Raw genomic sequence first — 15,764 nt, 5'->3', positions numbered from 1 at the left:
AGTGAAGCTTATTGTTTCATTTTAACTTGACAAAAAATTAATCGGAAATTATTTATTGGTTTCATTTACCAAGCGGATCAATAATGAAATTTGACCTAAGTGGTAGATGTCATGGTGAAGAATTCCCATAATGAGTTCATAGTGGTTATATTGTTTATCTCCAAATGGTTTTTCAAAAATTGTTTTTTCAAGATTCTTTAAAAATTCCGACCAATCTTCCTGCGAGTCTTTCAAACGTACCAAGGTATGTTCCCATTCCAATTCAGTTGGATTTTGAATAGGGTTAAGGTAATTATGGTCTGGACTTTTATATCCATTTTGAGGAATACCTTGAAGTACCACTTCTCTCCAACCTATGATATGATTCAGGATTTCCCAAATTGAATTGGATTCAGGAGAAAATTTATGGGCAGCCATTTCAGGAGTTACTTGTTGAAGTTTTTTTGTGAAATTTACTCCCAACCAAGGATCTCCATCGTACTGTTTTTCGAAAAGACTCCTTATTCTCAAAGTTTCTTTCATAGGTCACGATGGGTTTGACATTAAAATACAAAATGAACATGAAATAGCCATGTTCTAGGTACGGAATTAACCCAGATTTTAAAAAATGGTTTCCCACTTAGTAGAAAGGGGGGGGTAGAATCAAACTAGAGGTAGGGATTAATGTAGCAGTCTAAACCTAAATGTTGAAGTCATTTCCAGGATTTTTTTAATGGATTGATCAATAATGTATAATTGATATTTGAATCTTAATACTTCATAGGCATAAGGTCATTGGATTCCATCTCTGGCCTTGGCATGCTTCTATTCGGTAGGGCAGTTCCTTGAATTAGATTCAGTTCTCTAGTTAATGGAATAATTCTTCCAATTTATTGCTCAAGAGATCTCAATCGGGAGTTTGGTTTTCAAATGGATTATTGGGTTTTCCTTTAAAACCATATCATGGACATCCATATTTCCACTCTTTGCCTAAATCTTGAGCAGAATCTTGAAAAAGTGATATAGCAATAAAAATCCCGTTAAGTAAAAGAGCTTAATGAGTTTATGTTAGAGCTCATAAAAAAAGGTAAAAGTTAAAATTAGTTTTTAGCAACTCAAGTTTAAAAAAAATTAAAAACGATTTTACAAAAAAAGCATTGCCTACTGACAATGCATTAAATTTTCCACCTGTTTTTATTTTATTAATCTACAGTTTTAAATATGGATTCAATAAACCGTTCAGGGTTAATAAATCCTTTCCCAAAATCCTCATCCCATTCCTTGGAAAGCCCCATTTGTTGGATTTCCTCAAGACTTTTACCAGAATCTTTCTGAGTTTTTACTCTTTCTCTGACCGTATCAATCATATCTCTAAATGCTTTTAAGGTAACTCGATCCGAAACTTTGCCATGACCTGGAATGATTTTAGTACGATCGTTTACCAGGAAAAGAGCCCTATTTAGATTGGTGATCAATCCTTCAATGTCTCCATTAGAATTGATATCTATAAAAGGATATCCTCCATTTGGAAAATTATCTCCTAAGTGGATAACATTGCTTTCTGGAAAATAAATAAAGGAATCTCCATCAGTGTGCGCATTTTCCATGTGAAATACCATCATGGTATTATTTTGATCAAGATGGATGGTCATTTCATCCGTAAAGGTGATTTCAGGCAGTGCCTTGTAAGGTGTTGTTGAAACAGTCTCTCCCGCTTTAGGTTGACTCATTCTCCTTCTAACTGCATCATTTGCGACTACAATTGCTCCTTGATTGGCCATGTTTTCATTGCCCCCGGTATGATCTCCATGCCAATGTGTATTGACCACATATTTGAGCGGTTTATCGGTGATCCCTCTAACGGCAGTCAGAATTTTTTCTGAAAGTTGCCCAAATTGATCATCGATCATATAGGCAAAATCTTCACCTACTGCCAGTCCAATATTTCCACCAGAACCAAATAGTACATAAATATTAGGAGCCAATTGTTCCGAGGTGATTTTGACATTCTCCATTCCTGATTGGGCTTTTAATATGCCGGACAAGGAGGAGCATATCAGCATAATGAAGGTTAATTTTTTCATAGGACGGTTTCTATTTAATTGTAAAAGTTGAGTTGAGTTTTAAACTCATACTTGAAATGACATAATTCAAATCCATTACTAAATATAACAAATAAGGATATTGACATTCAGGATAAAGCAACTTGAATGTTTGAAAGATGTTATGATTTGAAAGTTCATATCATCTAAAAACCTTAAGCTTTCAATTAAAATAACATGGGGGCAAAAATACTTAGATAGTCTCTCCAGTTTGCCCAGGTGTGACCACCTTCACTTTCATGATATTCATGTTCAAAGCCAGTTTTATCTAAGATGGAAAGCAATCTCTTGTTGGAATCCATTACAAAATCTGTCTTTCCACATCCAACCCAATATTTCGATACTCCGCTTTCCTTTAAGGCTAAGAATTTTTTCTCCAGCGCCTCCATATCGGCATTTGCATCAAAGATTCCACTGCTAAATACTCCAATGTATCCAAAGGTCCCTGGATATTCAATAGAAGCGGTAATGGTGTGACCACCACCCATGGATAATCCTGCCAAAGCTCTTCCTTCCTTATTTTTAATTACTCTGAAGTGCTTTTCAACGTAAGGAACAACATCTTCAACCAAGCTTTTTTCAAATTTACCTTGAAACTGCGCGTAGTTTTCTCTAGTTACAGTTTCAATTCCTGGCTTGTTCCTTAGGGTACTTGTTTGCCAAGCATTTCCATTTGTCATGACGATTAGCATGGGTTTAGCTTTCCCTTCGGCAATTAAATTATCCAATATTTCATTAGCTCTTCCCAGTGCTGACCATGCATCTTCATCACCACCAGCACCATGAAGTAAATAAAGAACTGGATAACTTTCATTGCTAGATTCGTATCCCGGAGGAGTATAAACGTACATTCTTCTATTGCTTTCCAAGGTGGGAGAGGAGTACCATACCTTTGATAAAGATCCATGCGGAACATCATTTAATTCAAAAACATCTGCTCCTGAACCTGGCACCATTAGTAGACTTGCATATCGGGTTCCATCTCTTAAAGCATGAGGGTTGGTCGGGTCTATAGCAGAAACTCCATCAACGAAGAAATTATAGTGATACATGGTGGACTCCAGAGGGTCAATAGTGACTGACCACACACCATTTTCTTCTTTAGTCAAGGGTAATCTTTCTCCAAATCCCATCCAACTTCCATAGACTGTAACGGAATTGGCTTCGGGAGAATATACACGAAAACTAACCGAATTATCTTTAGCCACTTCAGGAGAAATGACCTTTGGGGCTTGCATTGCACTGATTTCTTGTGCTCTAGTATTGTAAAGACTACCCAGAAAGAGGAGAAAAGCTAGGATAGGTTTAAAATAGTGATGTTTCATAGTTTGAGTTTTTATTGTTGAAAGAGTTGTATTGTAATGTTGAATAAATTGGTTTCCAAGAAGGGCTAAATATGTTAGTTAAGCTTTTCGCTGATACTGGATAGTCGGTCTTTTCTATTCATTTTGGATTATACTATTGGCTTCTATAAAAATGTCGGTTATGAACGGCAAGGTTAGATACAGAGCAGAATGCCAGTATTTCCTAGTATGTCCTCCATCTCTTTATGAAGAAAGAGTAATTGTAAGGCTCCGGTGAAAGGTATTGTGAGGTAAAATACCAAACGCCTTTTTCATCTTTTATCAATTCCGCTTTACCGGGAGCATTCATCATGCCTTTCGGCATTTTGACTTTGACTTAAGGAAGAAAGTCCTCAGCGACCTTTATTTTCTCTGCTTCTGAGGCAAAGAATCTAAATGTAAGGGATCCGTCATCATGGATTTCTGGAGAAGTAATCTTCTGAGCTCCAAATAAGATTTCCTGTGCATAGGACTGGATTCAAATTCTGAGTGTAATCAAAATCGCAATGCAAATTTTTTTCATGTGAATAGATTGTTTCAGGTTATAAAAAGGGTTTGAATCAAATTAATTATCAAGAGTTAAATCTATTGTTTCACAATGACAAATACTAAGAAGGAAACATAAATTTCTCTTAAACAGCCTTTTAAACTATTTAAATAGGCTTTGTATATAGTTGTAATGAGAGGAAAAGGCTTGGATTGAACTATTAAAAAAGATAAACTATGAATTTGGATGGATGGAAGCTTTATTGACTTTGTTTCAATTGGGTTTTTACTACATCCAATGCTTCTTCCAAAACAACTTTTACTTCCTCAAATGTAGTATTTGGGTGGTTGTTCCAATCCATTAATCGATGAGCAGTTACTCTTCCATCCTCGTACTTTTCTAAGGTAAATCGGACTTGCTGCATCGCTGCTCTTCGGTGCACATATTCTCCTGTAACGTCCATTGATGCTTTGAAAAGGGCACAAAAGAGACTGTAACTTTTGTTTTCAATATCATCCTCACATTCCCGGTCATCATTTTTATTCCAAACGGAAGAATCCTGAAGAATCAAGTTCGCTTGTTGGATAATTTTTAAATCCAAGGAGTCAAATGTTAGGTTTCTATTTTCAGTTTGTGAAAAAGAAATGGATGGTGTAAAGAGTAGGAGGATGAACAGGACCTTTTTCATTTTAGATCAATTTGGTTGGTACTTTCGTCGAAGAAATGTTCTTTGCATCAACTGAGACTTCCTGCATTTAAGGAGAAGATGAAGTGTCATTCAATATCTCTACGAAAGGAACCAGATTAGAAATTGCTTGCTTTTTGCTCTTTTCTTATCCTTAGATTGCCACTTAAGATTAGAATAAATAAGTTTTTGAATGGCAATGAATTGAGGTTTGCATATGCATTAAGCTAAACTACGTTCTTTCTTTTTCTTACCAACCAAAAAGCAATCAACATATTAGGAACCCAGCAAAGCCACGCGACAATTCTATAGGCTGTGATAAACTCTCCATAGATATTTTCTAAAATCGGTAAATAAATACGTAAAGTTACAGCTGCGAAACAGGCGGCATAGCTAAAAATCATCCAGTCTTCATGTGCGTCAAAATTTTTGGTTTTGGCAGTTTTCCATCCCATCAGACTGGTTGTTAACCAAGTTATTCCTAAAGCCATAAAGCCCCAACTCGCTATCATTCCACCAGCTGTATAGGTTGCTACATAAATACCGCTGAGACTTGATATAAAAGCTGCGGTGACATAGACCATTCCGATCCTTTTATGGAGTTTTCGGTTTTTATCTCTGAATTTTTGATTGAATTGAATCCATCCAATAGCAAGGGCTATCCCTCCAAAAACAATATGTGAATAGAAATTTCCATTCCAGAATAAGCTGTTTAATTGTTCAGGAGCTTTGGAGTTTAATATTCCAAATTGATGGCCGAATATAAAATAAAGGATAGGGTAAAGCCCAATTACGATACTAAGAAAGGCAAATAACCACCAGGTAAATTTATTTAGGAATAATTTCATCCTTTACAAAGGAATAAGGTAAGGAATGTAAATTAATAAATAGTAGTCATTAAAGATGGACTATGGTAAGGCTTTTAAGTCCCAAATTTCCTAAAAGTCAAATTGATTCGAGCATTTTTATACTTAGGGTTTTCAGGAAGGGCATGCTCATATAATTCTTGGCAGTTATTCCCCATAATAACCAAACTTCCATCACCTAATTCTATACTTGTTTTCTGGCCATTCATTTTATTTCGAAGTATAAATTCACGCTCTTCTCCTAGGCTCAAGGAAGGGATATAATTCGTATCTCCAAATGCCACATAATCTGAATGGAAATCCACGCCTGAGTTTCCATCAGGATAATAGATGCAAACACATACCTGAAACTGATGGCCTGTAAACAATTCTACCTTCTCTTTTATTGCATGAATTTCTTTAGGCCATACTGCAATAGTTCCCCAAATATGAGAGGGAAGTTTATTCTCGTCAAAAAGGTTCTGATCTATAAACATTACTTTCCCAAAATTCACAGGGTGAGATTCCCCATTTGCCAGTTTTACAATTCTGTTTGTTAGGTCAAAGTTTTGGGTAAGATGTTTGAAAATTGAAGCAGATTCTTCTTTACTTAAAAAGTTCGGGTAATATGCTGCCTCACAGGATAAGCCTAAATCCATTTGTAGGTTAATTTCTAAAGCTTAACTAGTTTTTAAATAATCTTCAAGCTGATCAAAGGTGCCATTGAAGCCCTCTTCCATTTGGGAAATACTTTCAGAAAAAATCTTATTTCCTGCATCAGTAGCATTATGTGGAAAGGAAACTAAATCAATTCGGGTTTTCCCTTCCTGTTCATAGAATTCTAAATCCATAATCATTTCCAAAGGCCAGTCCGGTCCAAATGGTATTTCGGGAGCCTTCACAGTTTCTCCTGCTTCATTTGAAAAACAATTGATTACCTGAAGTTTATAAGGTTCCTTAATGTTTAAAAAGATCCATTTTGCCCACATATCAAAGGCATCACTTTTCAGTGCAAAATGAAATATACCTTCTGGATGAAATTCGAATTTTTTCACTTCCATTTCAAAACCGGATGGACCCCACCATTTCATTAAATTGTCAGAAGAAGTAAAGGTTTCATATACTTTTTCGATAGAATGAGGAAACATCCTAGATAGGGTCAGTTGCTTGTACATAGTTATTTGGTCATAGTTTTCTTTGTGTTATAGGATGAAAAAATCAAACACGACTTTTTTGATTTTTTCTCATTTTAGGATCTGATACAGTTTCAGATATTGAAGAAGCATGATGGTCTTGGCATCTTTTATTTCTCCCAATTTAACCATATTCATGGCTTCATCGAAAGGAATTTCCAGGACTTCTATGTTTTCTTCTTCATGGTCTACGCCTCCACCTTCACTTACTTTCATATCCTTGGAATAGGCAGCGATAAAAAAATATAAAATTTCAGTGACTGATCCCGGGGACATGTAGGCTTCAAAGACCTTTTGAATATCTTTAATTTGATAGCCTGTTTCTTCCTCGGTTTCTCTTCTAATACAATCCTCTGGATTTTCCTGATCCAATAATCCTGCGCATGCCTCAATCATCATTCCTGTTTCATTCCCATTGATGTAAGTAGGAAGTCTAAATTGCCTGGTCAATATCACCGTTTTTTGGGCTTGGTTGTATAGTAATATCGTGGCGCCATTACCACGATCATAAGCTTCCCGATTTTGGGTGATGACCGTACCATCTTTCTTGGTGAATTGGTAAGTTATTTTTTGAAGTTTATACCAATTATCAGAGAGAATCTCTGTTTTTAATAATTTGATATTCTGGATCATGGATAGGAAATATTTGCTAAAAATGAAGCCCGAGAAGTTCCCGGGCTTTTAGTTACTCTAATTTCTTAAAATCAATACAATTATTCATGAACTCCCTCGGCATGGTCTACGGTTTTTCCCTCTAAGGTTAAATATTCTCCCATGGCATCAGCAGTCATACAGGAATGGACCGGTAGAATGCCAAGCAGATCTCCTACTTTGACCTTGCTCAATAATTCGTCGGATGCCTTGATGATGCCGTGTTCTTGGGAGATACTTTTTAAGTAAGACCTGTTTTCAGGAATCGTCCATCCATCTTCGTTCAAGTAAACTACCTCACCAAAGTTTTTATTTCCTTCCTTATCGATCAAAACATCTTTTGCTAAATGGACTCCACCTCCGTGTACCAAAATCTCTTTCCGTCCCTTTTTGATATCCACTACAGGTACAGCTAAGCAAACAGCAATATCTTCCTTTTCACAACCTCCAAGATTAGACTGCATTAAATCATAGAATACAAAATTTCCAGGTCCCATTTCATCGATGTCTCCAAAGTCTTCCATCACGGCACAGCCAGGGGTATCTCCAATGCGTGTAACTAAGTCAGGGTATTCCGTACTGTATTTGGTTTTAAGCATGGACAAGGCATTTCTTGATTCCTCATAAATACCTGGAATGTCAGGCATGTAGTAACTATGTCCAGGGTGAAGATAAAAGCCTTTAAAATTCAGTTGATCCGATTTCTTTGCAATCAATAAAATCTCTTCTATCAGCCCGAAATCAGTTACTTCTACTCCAGTCCTTCCATAACCTGCATCAATTTCAATAAAAAAACCTACAGGATGATGTAGTTGCTCTGAAAGAATCTGAGCCGTTTTCGCGTTGATGATTTGTACAGAAATTGATTGATTTTCAGCGATTTTATCAAGTTTAGGAGTTTCCAGTGGGTTAAATGGGAAGGCAATATGTATATTTTCCCAGCCCTCTCCACTCAGATATTCAGCCATTTTTATGGAAGAAACGGTCACTTCAGTTATTCCATAATCCTTAGCCCAATTTCCGATTTCTTTGGATTGCGCAGTTTTAAAATGTGGCGCTAACTTCATGTGATGACGGGCTGCCTTATCGGCCATCTTCTTAATATTGGCCCGGCAAATTTTTTCGTCCAGTAAAAGAGTTGGAGAGGTGATTAGTTGGAGGTAGCTCATAATTAAAATAAAAGTTGATCCTAGAATTTTGTACTGAGATGAATTTGTAATTGAGTTTATTGATTTTTTTATGAAAGTAACTTCGGAAATGGAGAATAGAAAATTAAATCAAATGTTTCCAGTGAAATCGAATAAACAGCATTTATTCCTAAAATTCGAAAAATGTTAGTTTAAAGACATAATTTTTGAACTCTTCCATAGATGTACAGTGAAATCATAAGATTTTGAGGTCAGATGCAGGTAACACCGCCAATTCTATTAATTTTGTCACCCGATAAAATGGTTATTATTTAGCCAGATAGAGTTATAAATTGCCTCAAAACCTTTCATGGAAGCAAAGAAAATACGGAGTACCTTTATTGAGTTTTTCCAATCCAAGCAACATCATTACGTTCCTTCATCCCCGATTGTAGTTAAAAACGATCCTACGTTGATGTTTACCAATGCAGGGATGAATCAGTTTAAAGATGCTTTTTTAGGCAATGAAGTTGCCAAGTATTCCCGTGTGGCCAATTCTCAGAAATGTCTTCGCGTCAGTGGAAAACATAATGATTTGGAAGAAGTAGGGGTGGACACCTACCATCATACCATGTTTGAGATGTTGGGAAACTGGTCTTTTGGAGATTATTTCAAAAAGGAAGCGATTGCATGGGCATGGGAACTCTTGACAGAGGTGTACCAACTTCCCAAGGACCGTTTATATGTTTCCGTTTTTGAGGGAGATCAAGGAGATAACTTGGGCTTGGATCAAGAGGCTTTTGATTTTTGGAAGGAAATTGTTCCCGAAGATCGAATCATCATGGGTTCCAAAAAAGATAATTTTTGGGAAATGGGAGATACAGGTCCATGTGGGCCTTGCTCCGAAATCCATATTGATTTAAGACCTGATGCGGAACGTGCTACCATTGCAGGTAAGGATTTGGTCAACAATGATCATGAACAAGTCATTGAAATCTGGAATTTGGTATTCATGCAATTCAATAGATTAGCTGATGGAAGTTTAAAAGAGCTTCCTGCCAAGCATGTAGATACTGGGATGGGTTTTGAACGATTAGTGAGAGCTATTCAACAAAAATCTTCCAACTATGACACCGATTTGTTTGCGCCATTTTTGGCTGCATTAGAAAAGAAATCAGGTAAAGTATATGGTAAAGATGAACAAACTGACATTGCATTTCGGGTAATTGTCGATCATATCCGGGCAATCGCCTTTACTATTGCTGATGGTCAATTACCATCCAACAACAAAGCGGGGTATGTGATTCGTAGAATTTTAAGAAGAGCGGTTCGCTATGGATATACCTTTTTGGGATTCCATGAACCCTTCTTATACGAATTAACCTCCTTAATTTCTGAAAACTTTGGAGGGATTTTCCCTGAAGTAAAACAGCAACAAGAATTCATTTCTAAAGTGATCTACGAAGAAGAAGCTTCTTTCCTTCGCACTTTGGATAATGGCCTGAAGATCCTAGACCAAATTAAAGCGGAGTTAAAGGAGAAGAATGAGCATGTAATCCCTGGAAAAACGGCTTTCGAACTATATGATACCTTCGGATTTCCTTTGGATTTAACCTCGCTGATTGCTCGGGAAAATGGTTTGTCTTTGGATGAAAAAGGATTCAATGAGGAAATGGAAAAGCAAAAGTCCAGATCCCGCGCAGCTTCAGAATCTGAAACGGGAGATTGGGTACTGGTTCATGAGGATTCAGGTGTTGAGTTTGTTGGCTATGATTTTCTGGAAACCTATTCACATATTATTAAATACAGGGTCGTTTCGGATAAGAAGGGCGATAAATACCAAATCGTATTAGACAAAACACCATTTTACGCCGAAAGCGGGGGGCAGGTAGGTGATACAGGTTGGTTGGTTTCTGAAGAGGAGAAGATAAGAGTTATTGATACGAAGAAAGAGAATGACTTGATTGTTCATTTTGTTGAAAAGTTACCTGCTAATCCAAGCGTTAAATTTTCTGCTGAAGTAGATCGTGAAAAGAGAATACTCAGCATGAATAACCATACCGCAACCCACTTACTTCAATCTGCATTAAAGCAAGTTCTTGGGGATCATATTCAACAAAGGGGATCTTTGGTGAATGACCAATTATTGAGATTTGACTTTTCCCATTTCGGTAAAGTAACCGAAGAGGAGCTAACCCAAGTGGAGGAGATCGTAAATGCCAAGATTCGGGAGAATATTCCCTTGGTAGAGCAACGAAATGTACCGATTGAAGAAGCCAAGAAAATGGGAGCTACGGCATTATTTGGTGAAAAATATGGGGACTTTGTAAGAGTAATCACATTTGATCCAAGCTATTCTGTGGAACTTTGTGGAGGAACACATGTTCCTTATACAAGTCAAATAGGCTTGTTTAAGATTGTTTCTGAAGGCTCCAGTGCTTCTGGTGTCCGTAGGATAGAAGCAATAACCGCAAAGGCTGCTGAAGCAAGTTTGAGACACCAGGATCATCTGGTGAAGGAGCTTCAGGAGCTTTTGAAAAATCCTAAAGATTTGAAGAAAGCATTGGAGTCCTTGATTCAAGAGAGAAATGAGCTGAAGAAGGAAGTAGAGAGTTTACAGCAAGAAAAAGCTGGTGCGGTAAAAAGTGAATTAATGAAGCAATTCGCTGAAGTCAATGGTGTCAATACTTTGATAGCAAGTGTCTATTTACCAAATGCTGATTCCTTGAAAAAGCTGGTGTACGAATTGAAAAATGAAGTAGAAAACGCATTCGTAATCTTGGCAGCTGACATAGATGGTAAACCTCAAATTGCAGTGATTATAGAAGATTCACTCGTAAAGGAAAAAGGTCTAAATGCTGGTCAAATAGTAAGAGAATTGGCCAAAGAAATTAAAGGTGGAGGCGGTGGACAGCCGTTTTTTGCCACTGCAGGAGGAAAAGATCTCGCTGGTCTAGAAAACGTAGTGAGCAAAGCCAAAGAATTGTACCTTTAAAAGACAGTAAAAAACGCTCGAATGGTTAGCGAAGAAATCAAGAATAAATATCAATTAGTCATCGGTCTAGAGGTACATTCTCAGCTTCTTACGAATAGTAAAATGTTTGCCTCTGATGCCTCTGATTATGGAAGGGCTCCAAATACACAGGTTTCTGTAATTACCCTAGGTCATCCTGGTACTTTACCGAAAGTAAATAAGAAGGCCATTGAATTTGCCATAAAAATGGGTTTGGCTTGTAATTGTGAAATTACTAGACATAATGTATTTGACCGAAAAAATTATTTCTACCCTGACCTTCCAAAAGGCTTCCAGATCACCCAGGATAAAGGTCCAATTTGTGTAGGTGGTACCGTCCCCATCAAATTAGAGGATGGAAGAACTAAAGAGGTACTATTGAATAGAATTCATTTGGAGGAAGATGCAGGTAAATCCATCCACCTAGCAGGTGAACCCGACACATTAGTGGATTTTAACCGTGCTGGTACTCCGCTGATTGAAATTGTTTCTGAACCAGATCTAAGAAGTCCAGAAGAGGCTTACGCTTTTTTGTCGGAGATCAAGAAGTTGGTAAAATATCTTGAAATCTGTGATGGAAATATGGAAGAAGGATCACTTCGCTGTGATGCCAATGTTTCCGTGATGCTTAAAGGAGCCAAAGAATATGGAAAGAAAGTCGAAGTGAAAAACATGAATTCTTTCCGGAACGTATTCCGTGCCATAGAACATGAGCATATTCGGATCATTGAATTATTGGAAGCAGGTGAGGAGGTTATCTCTGAAACAAGAACGTTTGATGCTGCCACTGGTACTACGGCTAGCATGCGTACCAAAGAGGACTTGAATGATTACAGATATTTCCCTGAACCTGATTTAAGCCCAGTAGTGATTTCTGAAGAGTGGTTGAATTCCATTAAGGAAAGTATGCCTGACCTTCCTAGGGAATTACATCAGCGATTTGTAGAGAAATATGGTTTGCCTGAATACGATGCCAGTTTCTTAACTGAATCAAAAGAAATGGCTCTTTGGTTTAATGAACTATGTAGTAAAACCAAAAATTATAAATCTGCGTCTAACTGGATGATGGGCCCCATAAAGTCCTATTTGAATGAAGAATCAGTACAGATAAAAGATTTTCCAATCGGTACGGATTCACTTGCAGAACTAATTGCATTGATCGATGCAGGTAAAGTGAGTTTCACAGTAGCTTCTCAAAAGATATACCCTGAGATGCTTAAATCTTCAGAGGAAAATCCGATTGAGATTGCTCAAAAATTAAATTTGATTCAGGAAAGTGATGAATCATCCTTAATGCCAATAATAGAGGCTGTATTAGCCGAAAATTCAGGAAAAGTGGCAGAATTTAAATCCGGTAAAAAAGGACTGATGGGAATGTTTATGGGGCAAGTGATGAAAAAGTCCCAAGGAAAGGCAGATCCAAAAGTTGCTACCAAGCTATTGACTAAATTATTACAAAAATAAAACATGAAATATACCTCAATATTAGTTGCCTTTGTTCTAAGCGTAACAATGCTTTCTTGCGGAAGTGCTGAAGAAGAAAATGATGGAAAAGTAACGCTAGAAGGAAAAGTGGAAAACACTCCTGAGGGTTTGATTATTCTCTCCCGGTTTACCGAAAGTAGACCTGTGGTGGTAGATACCTTAACTCTACAATCAGATGGGTCTTTTGATTATACGGTGGGAGTGGAAGTTCCAACCTTTTTTGAGTTGAATTTATTCGACCAAAGATCTGTAAGACTTGCACTGTTTAAAGAGGATGTACAAGTGAATTATGACTTCTCAGACGCTGAAAGTTTACAAATTTCAGGTTCTAAGGACAGTCAGGAGATGCAAAAAATTGATGGATTGATCACTAGTTATCAAAATAAGGTAAATGAGTTGAATGAGGCTTATTACGAGGCTATGAGCAATAATGATACGGATGCAATCAAAAGAATCCAGTCAGATGCTTTGCTTTTAGAAGACAACCAGGCCAAACAAGTGAAAGAGGTGATCAATAGCATGGGGGATAGTTTTGCTTCATTAGCTGCCATTGGTCTATTGAACTCCAAAAATGAATTTCAGTTCTTGGATAGTCTCGTAGCTGAATTGGATAAAAAGTATCCAGATACCAAAATGATCATTCAATTAAAGCAGCAATTGGATGAGATGAGAGCGCTTTCTATGGGACAGATTGCTCCAGAAATAGAGCTGCCTAATCCAGAGGGTCAGATAGTCAAATTATCAGACTTTAGAGGAAAATATGTAATGATTGATTTTTGGGCTGGGTGGTGTAAACCTTGTAGGGAAGAAAACCCAAATGTGGTAAGATTATATAATCAATACAAAGATCAGGGTTTTGAGGTTTTTGGAGTCTCTCTTGACAGAACCCGTAAAGCGTGGGTTGATGCAATTTTTGAAGATGGACTAACCTGGACACAAGTTTCTGATTTAAAATATTTCAATTCTGTGGCTGCAGAATTGTACCAGATAAACGCCATTCCTGCGACTTATTTAATTGATCCAGATGGTAAAATTATTGGAAAGGATTTAAGAGGTCCAAGTCTCGAAAGCAAGCTGAAAGAGATCTTCGAATAAGCGAATCCAGTTTAGAAACTAAAATGCCTTCTGATCAAAAATCAGAAGGCATTTTTTTTAAATTTTAACTAAAACAAAAGGAAGGAGGAAAAAATTACCAAACAGTCCTTCCTTGAAAAATCGTGTCACTTAAAAAGGAATAGCAAAAGTTGTTTATCACCCAAGACAAAACTAGTAAAAAGATTTAAAAGAAAAACAAAAATTAAATTATTCTTTTTTTAACTAATTGTGTTTTTGGGTGATTTAACTTAACTATTCCTTGATTTTTTCATAATAGGAAAAAACAAGCTATTTTTTTTCGATTTTTTCAAAACTAGCAATGACTCCTCTTACCATTGCTGAACTAAAACCTTGATGCTCCATTTCATTTAGTCCGACAATGGTACAGCCTTTTGGAGTAGTGACTTTATCAATGGCTTCCTCCGGATGAATATTTTGTTGAATCATCAATTCAGCAGCTCCTTTGACAGTTTGATTCACTATTCTGCTGGCGGTTTTGGAATCAAATCCAATCTGAATTCCTCCCTGGATCATGGCACGCATAAACCGTAATACATAAGCAATACCGCAAGCTCCCAGTACAGTAGAAGCTTCCATCAGGGATTCATCGATATCGATGGTAATACCAATAGAGTTAAACAATTCTTTTACCAACGCTATTTGTTCAGGATTAGCACCTTTCTGACAAACGCAGGTAATGGATTCCTGAATGTCTGCGGCAATATTTGGCATAGCTCTAAAAGCCACCATTTTTGGATCAAGTTCCTGATACATTTCGTCCAAACTGATTCCAGTGGCTAAAGAGATGATTACTTGCTTTTTTGGATCTAAAACCTCTTTGATCTCACGTAGTATAGGGCGTACATTATAGGGCTTTACACCCAATAAAATGATATCCGCATATTTGGCTGCAGTAAAATTGTCTGAATGAACATGAGCTCCTCTTGCCTCAAAGTCAGATAAACTGATGGTATTTCTTTTGGTAAGGGTAAGATTTTTGGCATCAAAGCTATCTTTTTCCAGCAATCCATTGGCAATGGAAGAACCTAGGTTACCACAGCCTATAATGGCAATTTTTTGAGTAGAAATCATAAGAAATCAAATAAGTAAGAAGTAATGAGGAATAAAGTTAATCAAAAGGCATGTTTTAACCCCAGTGATAAAATTTTATTGGGAATATTATTTATATCTGAAACATTCTCATACTTGATATGGTAATTTTATTTGACAAAATGTAAAGTTAATTTTACATTTGGTAAAAAATAGTTGACTTATGAAAGAGAAATCCATCTTACATGTCCCTTTACTTTCTCCAGCATGGAAGAAAGTTGCATTTATATTTTTTCCATTACCTGTCATTTTAGTAATTGGAATGGCTTTTTCACGAATGGATATCAGCCCAGATGATTCGGCTCAAATCATCTATGGTTTTTGGGCCATAGGCTTTGGGTTATTGAATCTATCCCGGGAAAAAGAAGAGGATGAAATGATTAAATCTTTTAGGTTGCAAGCATTTCAAACAGGCTTTTACTGGCTGATCTGGGGATTAGGAGCACTTATGTTAATTAATTATCTGAGGTATGATAGGATCACTTCCGAAATCTTTACAGCCTATTTGGTGCTGTTTCTTTTAAATGCCTATGTATATGCTGCTTTTCAATATCAAAAATATATGGCCTCAAAAGACTGATGCTTAATAATAAAACTTATGAAATTAACTGAGATCTTAATGCTGTATTATTTTAAAAATAGGAGATGG

The 15,764-nt window shown here is 36.8% G+C and carries 14 protein-coding genes; 4 read left to right on the top strand and 10 right to left on the bottom strand.

All coding sequences use genetic code 11. From position 1 onward, the window contains the following. Positions 1–48: 48 nt before the first annotated feature. From JYB62_RS05625 to JYB62_RS05585, 9 genes are all read right to left on the bottom strand, one after another. Complete coding sequence (locus tag JYB62_RS05625; RefSeq protein ID WP_205644436.1) at positions 49–522, bottom strand: DinB family protein; 474 nt, start codon at positions 520–522, stop codon at positions 49–51. 659 nt (positions 523–1,181) lie between these two features. Further along, on the bottom strand, positions 1,182–2,063 hold the full coding sequence (locus JYB62_RS05620; RefSeq protein ID WP_205644435.1) for an MBL fold metallo-hydrolase: 882 nt from the start codon (positions 2,061–2,063) through the stop codon (positions 1,182–1,184). Between the two features lie 185 nt (positions 2,064–2,248). After that, the gene (locus JYB62_RS05615; protein ID WP_205644434.1) at positions 2,249–3,406 is read right to left on the bottom strand and encodes an esterase; all 1,158 of its coding nucleotides are present in this window, start codon (positions 3,404–3,406) and stop codon (positions 2,249–2,251) included. Positions 3,407–4,170: 764 nt separating this feature from the next. Beyond that, positions 4,171–4,599: a DUF6197 family protein gene (locus tag JYB62_RS05610; protein WP_205644433.1), complete on the bottom strand. Its 429-nt coding sequence runs from the start codon at positions 4,597–4,599 to the stop codon at positions 4,171–4,173. 224 nt (positions 4,600–4,823) lie between these two features. Further along, positions 4,824–5,444 (bottom strand): DUF2306 domain-containing protein, encoded by a 621-nt coding sequence (locus JYB62_RS05605; protein WP_205644432.1) that lies wholly within the window; start codon positions 5,442–5,444, stop codon positions 4,824–4,826. 74 nt (positions 5,445–5,518) lie between these two features. Beyond that, a complete protein-coding gene (locus JYB62_RS05600) occupies positions 5,519–6,100 on the bottom strand; it encodes an alpha-ketoglutarate-dependent dioxygenase AlkB (protein ID WP_205644431.1) in 582 nt (193 codons plus the stop codon). 21 nt (positions 6,101–6,121) lie between these two features. Then, positions 6,122–6,616, bottom strand: coding sequence for an SRPBCC family protein (locus JYB62_RS05595; protein WP_205644430.1), 495 nt, complete (start codon positions 6,614–6,616; stop codon positions 6,122–6,124). Positions 6,617–6,685: 69 nt separating this feature from the next. Beyond that, a complete protein-coding gene (gene nudK / locus JYB62_RS05590) occupies positions 6,686–7,267 on the bottom strand; it encodes a GDP-mannose pyrophosphatase NudK (RefSeq protein WP_205644429.1) in 582 nt (193 codons plus the stop codon). 80 nt (positions 7,268–7,347) lie between these two features. Then, a complete protein-coding gene (locus JYB62_RS05585; protein WP_205644428.1) occupies positions 7,348–8,454 on the bottom strand; it encodes an alanine racemase in 1,107 nt (368 codons plus the stop codon). A 328-nt stretch (positions 8,455–8,782) separates the two neighbouring features. On the opposite strand from JYB62_RS05585, the gene alaS reads away from it, so the two are divergent. The 3 genes from alaS to JYB62_RS05570 are packed head-to-tail and all read left to right on the top strand — an operon-like array spanning position 8,783 to position 14,005. After that, positions 8,783–11,407 (top strand): alanine--tRNA ligase, encoded by a 2,625-nt coding sequence (gene alaS, locus JYB62_RS05580; RefSeq protein WP_205644427.1) that lies wholly within the window; start codon positions 8,783–8,785, stop codon positions 11,405–11,407. 21 nt (positions 11,408–11,428) lie between these two features. Then, on the top strand, positions 11,429–12,889 hold the full coding sequence (gene gatB / locus JYB62_RS05575) for an Asp-tRNA(Asn)/Glu-tRNA(Gln) amidotransferase subunit GatB (protein WP_205644426.1): 1,461 nt from the start codon (positions 11,429–11,431) through the stop codon (positions 12,887–12,889). 3 nt (positions 12,890–12,892) lie between these two features. Then, positions 12,893–14,005, top strand: a complete 1,113-nt coding sequence (locus JYB62_RS05570) for a TlpA disulfide reductase family protein (RefSeq protein ID WP_205644425.1) — start codon at positions 12,893–12,895, stop codon at positions 14,003–14,005. 288 nt (positions 14,006–14,293) lie between these two features. On the opposite strand, the gene proC is transcribed toward JYB62_RS05570, so the two are convergent. Next, positions 14,294–15,097 (bottom strand): pyrroline-5-carboxylate reductase, encoded by an 804-nt coding sequence (gene proC, locus JYB62_RS05565; protein WP_205644424.1) that lies wholly within the window; start codon positions 15,095–15,097, stop codon positions 14,294–14,296. 181 nt (positions 15,098–15,278) lie between these two features. Here proC and JYB62_RS05560 point away from each other — a divergent pair, with 181 nt between their 5' ends. Then, positions 15,279–15,695 (top strand): hypothetical protein, encoded by a 417-nt coding sequence (locus JYB62_RS05560; RefSeq protein WP_205644423.1) that lies wholly within the window; start codon positions 15,279–15,281, stop codon positions 15,693–15,695. Positions 15,696–15,764 lie beyond the last annotated feature (69 nt).

The organism is Algoriphagus lutimaris (assembly GCF_017051705.1).
Classification (GTDB): domain Bacteria; phylum Bacteroidota; class Bacteroidia; order Cytophagales; family Cyclobacteriaceae; genus Algoriphagus; species Algoriphagus lutimaris.
This window is presented reverse-complemented; position numbering and strand designations above follow the sequence as displayed.